The sequence below is a fragment of the Pseudoalteromonas sp. ESRF-bin5 genome (genome assembly GCF_002632075.1).
GTDB lineage: Bacteria > Pseudomonadota > Gammaproteobacteria > Enterobacterales > Alteromonadaceae > Pseudoalteromonas > Pseudoalteromonas marina.
The window spans coordinates 1-4,725 of sequence record NZ_NTLW01000041.1; the positions used below are offsets into that span (position 1 = coordinate 1).

At 38.3% G+C, this 4,725-nt stretch carries 4 protein-coding genes; 1 reads left to right on the forward strand and 3 read right to left on the reverse strand.

Features of this window, described 5'->3' with window-relative positions; translation table 11 throughout:
* The 3 genes from asnB to pxpB all read right to left on the reverse strand — a co-directional run.
* Positions 1 to 851 (reverse strand): asparagine synthase (glutamine-hydrolyzing) (gene asnB, locus BCG07_RS01050; protein WP_286888140.1); only part of this gene is annotated, 851 nt, incomplete at its 3' end.
* 318 nt (positions 852 to 1,169) lie between these two features.
* The gene (locus BCG07_RS01055; protein ID WP_286888141.1) at positions 1,170 to 2,099 is read right to left on the reverse strand and encodes a 5-oxoprolinase subunit C family protein; all 930 of its coding nucleotides are present in this window, start codon (positions 2,097 to 2,099) and stop codon (positions 1,170 to 1,172) included.
* A 3-nt stretch (positions 2,100 to 2,102) separates the two neighbouring features.
* Entirely contained in the window at positions 2,103 to 2,753 is a 651-nt protein-coding gene (gene pxpB, locus BCG07_RS01060; RefSeq protein WP_286888142.1) for a 5-oxoprolinase subunit PxpB, read from the reverse strand.
* Positions 2,754 to 2,998: 245 nt separating this feature from the next.
* Here pxpB and msrA point away from each other — a divergent pair, with 245 nt between their 5' ends.
* A complete protein-coding gene (gene msrA / locus BCG07_RS01065) occupies positions 2,999 to 4,288 on the forward strand; it encodes a peptide-methionine (S)-S-oxide reductase MsrA (RefSeq protein ID WP_286888144.1) in 1,290 nt (429 codons plus the stop codon).
* Positions 4,289 to 4,725 lie beyond the last annotated feature (437 nt).

Sequence of the window (4,725 nt, forward strand, 5' to 3'; positions counted from 1 at the left end):
GCTGCCGCTAAATCGGGTGAACCCTCAAGACCCACTGAAAACGAGTGAAGCTTAGGCCACCAAGCATCACTTTCGTCGTTATCTTCAATACGTTTAGCTGCAAAACGCTGTGTGATAGCAGAAATTACCGATGAGTCTAATCCACCAGATAGTAATACACCGTAAGGTACATCACACATAAGTTGGCGTTTAACGGCTGCCTCTAGTGCGTCTTTCACATCTGATGATTCTGCACTGTTATCTTTCACTGCGTCGAACGTTTGCCAATCGCGTTTATAATACGGCTTTAATTCACCATCTTTACTGTAAAAGTAATGACCAGGAGGAAATTCTTCAATATGTTTACAAATTGGAGAAAGTGCTTTTAGCTCAGATGCAACATAAAAGTTACCGTGCTCATCGTGGCCAGTGTATAGCGGTATAATACCAATGTGATCGCGACCAATTAAGTAGGCGTCATTTTCTTCATCGTATAAGCAAAATGCAAAAATACCGTTCAAGTCATCTAAAAACTCAGGACCTTTTTGTTTATAAAGCGCTAATATTACTTCACAGTCAGACTGTGTCTGAAAGGTAAAATCAGTGTCTAAGTTTGCAGCTAGCTCTTTGTGATTATATATTTCCCCATTTACCGCTAAAATATGCGTTTTTTCAGGGTTGTATAAAGGTTGCGCACCACTAGATACGCCAACAATTGCAAGACGTTCGTGAACTAAAATTGCTTTTTCAGACGCGTAAACACCAGACCAATCTGGGCCTCGGTGTCGTAGTAATTTTGACATTTCAATTGCTTGAGTTCGCAATTGAGCGGGATCAGATTTAATATCTAATACCCCAAAGATTGAACACATAGTAACTCCTCATTCCTATTATGTGTGCAGTTCAGCCACTTTGCTGAACTGCGAACCCTTGTTTTATCAGAAATATTTACTCAAGTCACATAGCTTTTGCAATTAATTAAGAATAATTTATGCACCAATGTTTAAGTGACCGCACCTTGTTGGTGAACAAGGAGTAACTATGATTATTTTTGCATCAATTCCATTGTTCAAACTCTGTACTATTAGTGAGTTATCCAAGTGAGCTTGCTTTACAGACGGCTCGTTTTTGTAACAGTGGTGCAATAAGCAACTGCTAATTAGTTAAAGTTCAACGTAACTAATTATTGCTTAACGTTTGCTTTTAAGTGCAATTTTTAACTGGTTTAAATGGCCGTCGAGCTTTTGTTTGGCTTGTAATGCTTGCTTAAACGTCACATATTCAAATTCAATTGTATCTAGTGGTCTGTATTGCGCAAATTGATGCAAATCTGCTTCAATTACGGTGCCTAATAAGGGGTAACCCCCCGTTGTTTGCGCATCGTTTAACAAAACAATGGGCTCTCCATTTGGTGGAAGTTGAATGCTTCCGGGGCTTACAGCAAGAGAAGGCAATGAGTGTGAGTGGGTTAAAGAATAATTATCACTTTGAAGCCTAACACCCATGCGGTTACTATTGTGACTCACTTTAAACGACGACTGAGTAAACCCATTAATGATCTGTTTTGAGAAAAGCTTTGCATGTGGGCTTGGGTATACGCGAACAATTTTACGTTTTGGCGGCATAAGTGCACCGCATTGAGTAAATTCTGATTGGTAAGGGGTTATTTTAATAGTGTCACCGGCGAAGAGCGATTTGCCATTTAGTCCGCCAAAACCAGCATTTAAGTCAGTTGCTTTAGAGTTCATAACAACCGGGCTTTGAATACCTCCTTTAACGGCAATATAGGCTCTTAATCCAGCTCTGCCGGTTGAAAATTTTAGCACCTGTTTTTGTTTAATATTATATGTCCAACCTGGGTAAATCGGTTTTTCATCAAGTGTTGCATTTAAATCAGCACCAAATAAGGCAATAGCAGTGTTGCATTCAAACTCAAGTTCGCACAAGCCAACGGTTACCTCAAGAACAGCGGCGTTTTTATCATTATTTAAAAGGCAGTTTGCTATGGTTTGTGCGTAAGGGTCTAAGCTTCCAGACTGACTAACGCCTAAATGGCGGTATCCGTTACGTCCAAAATCTTGGATGCTCAGTAATGGGCCACTTTTAATAACTTTAATCATTATTTATTTCCCCACAGATACAGGTATAAATTCGAGCGTGTCACCAGGCTGTATTAAGCATGGGCTTTTTTGCGTTGCATCAAATAATGGTATGTCAGTTTGGCCAATAATATGCCAGCCACCAGGCGAATCTGCCGGATAAATTGCTGTTTGCTCAGCACCAATAGCGACAGACCCTTTAGGTACTTTAAGACGAGGTTCTGAGCGTCTTGGTGTAAAAAGTTGCTTGTTTAGTCCATTTAGGTATGCAAAACCAGGTTGAAACCCCAAAAATAAAACAGCGTACTGGGGCTCACTGTGAAGGTTAATGACGTCATCAATGCTTAAACTATGAAAATTTGCCACGTAGTTTAGGTCTGCGCCGTTATAATGCGTTTTAATTTTGTGATGTTTAGCTACGAACTCATTAGGTTTAATGTTATTCCAAATAGCTGGTAATTGCTCAAGCCATTTAGCTAACTCAATATCTTGCTTTAAATACAAAGTGAGTGAGTTCATACCGGGTACAATATCAATAAATGAATTATCTTTTTTACAGTGATTTGCTAAAGACCAAATTTTTTTTTGAATACTGAGTGTTCCGCTAGTGCTTAAGTGAGATGCATCAAGCAATAAGCTATTGTTTGATAAAGCGTAAACGTGAGGATTTTGCATTAGTAAAACCTAATTCGAACATCATTAAGCAAACCTATCACATATTTAATTAATTATTTATACCCTTGAGACCAACACAGAACATTTATGCAAAATTGTTAATACACTGAAATTTAAATCTTATTGTCAATTAGGTTTAAAAGTAAACTTTATATGTTTAGCCTCGTAATAAATAAATAAGTCGTTTGAAATAATAATTAAATTTAAATGGTCTTAATTAGTACGGACTTGTTTAGAGGTACATTATGAATTATCAGCATTTATTATATTTATCGGGCGCTGCAATTATATTTAGCGCAGGCGCGTTTGCTTTATCGATGGAAAAGGTCGAACAAAGCGATGTAGCAGCCAGTATGCATGTAGAAAGCCTTGTACTAGGATCGGGGTGTTTTTGGGGCGCAGAAAAACGCTATGAAGCGCTAGATGGAGTAATTGATGCAGAATCTGGTTATGCAGATGGCAATGGGTTTGAGGCTACTTACAAAAACATTACTAAGCAATCACGCCGCTTTGACGAAAACAATTACGCTGAAGTAGTGAAAGTGACTTACAACAGCAATATTATTTCTGCGCAAGAGTTACTTAAAAATTACTTTGAAAGTCACGACCCTACTCAGTTAAACAAACAAGGTAATGACATTGGTACGCAATATCGATCTATTATATTAACGAGCAACGATGCGCAAAAAGACACAGCGTTAAAGGTTAAAGCGCAATACCAACAATTATTAACCAATGCTGGGTATGGAAATATAGTCACCGTTATCAAGCCACTTGAGGGCTTTGTAGCTGCTGAAGAATACCACCAAAATTATTTGCAAAAAAATCCTAATGGTTATTGCCCTGATCATTCTACTGGTGTGGTTTTTGAACCAGTACCAGTTAAAACGAAAGACAACACTGCATTATTAGTGGGTAAACAAATAGTGATCATAGACTCTCGAGACTATTGCCCTTACTGCGAGAAGTTTAAAAAAGAGGTGGCAAATGACTACAAAGGCACCATCCCTTTGTCATTTAGATACGCAGATCAATTAGACGGGTTAATCATTAAATCAGCGACATGGGCAACACCCACAATTCTATTTTTAGAAAATGGTGAAGAAGTATATGGTCGCCAAGGCTACGCAAGCCGTGAGACGTTTTACAAAGCATTAGGTGCATTTAAATTAGGAGATAGTGAAGCTTATAAAGTTGCATTTAATGCAAAAACAGATCGCCCATATTGTAAAGAATATAAAATATTTAAAAACACACCCGATGGCACCTTTGTCGATAAGCTCAGTGGTGAGGCTTTATTTGACACTCGAGATCGTTTTAATTCTGGTACAGGTTGGCTGTCGTTTACGCACCCTGTTAATAACAGTGTAACCGAACACGAGGACAATAGTTGGGGCATGCAGCGCATAGAGTTAAGGTCTAAAAGCACAGGTATTCACTTGGGGCACTTATTTCCGGGCGAGGGGCCTAGAGGAAAAGATAGATATTGTATAAACGCAACCGTATTAGACTTTGTCCCTCGAGATAATAGCTAATACCCATATAAACCTATCGGTCTATAATTGGTGTTTCGACTAGTAAAGAAACAAGTACAAAAAAGCCCTCATAATTGAGGGCTTTATAAATATTTACTAAGTGGTGCACTTTTGTTGAAAAATAAAACAGCCCAAACTAAGTCACCACCTAATTTGAACTGCTTTTCACACTGACAACATCTTCACACACAATAAAGATTCGTTTACTGCTAAAAGCAGATTTTTATATTATGTGGCCGTTGGAGAGAATAAAAACAGCCCAAACTAAGTCACCACCTAATTTGAACTGCTTTTCACACTGACAACATCTTCACACACAATAAAGATTCGTTTACTGCTAAAAGCAGATTTTTATATTATGTGGCCGTTGGAGAGAATAAAAACAGCCCAAACTAAGTCACCACCTAATTTGAACTGCTTTTCACACTGACAACATC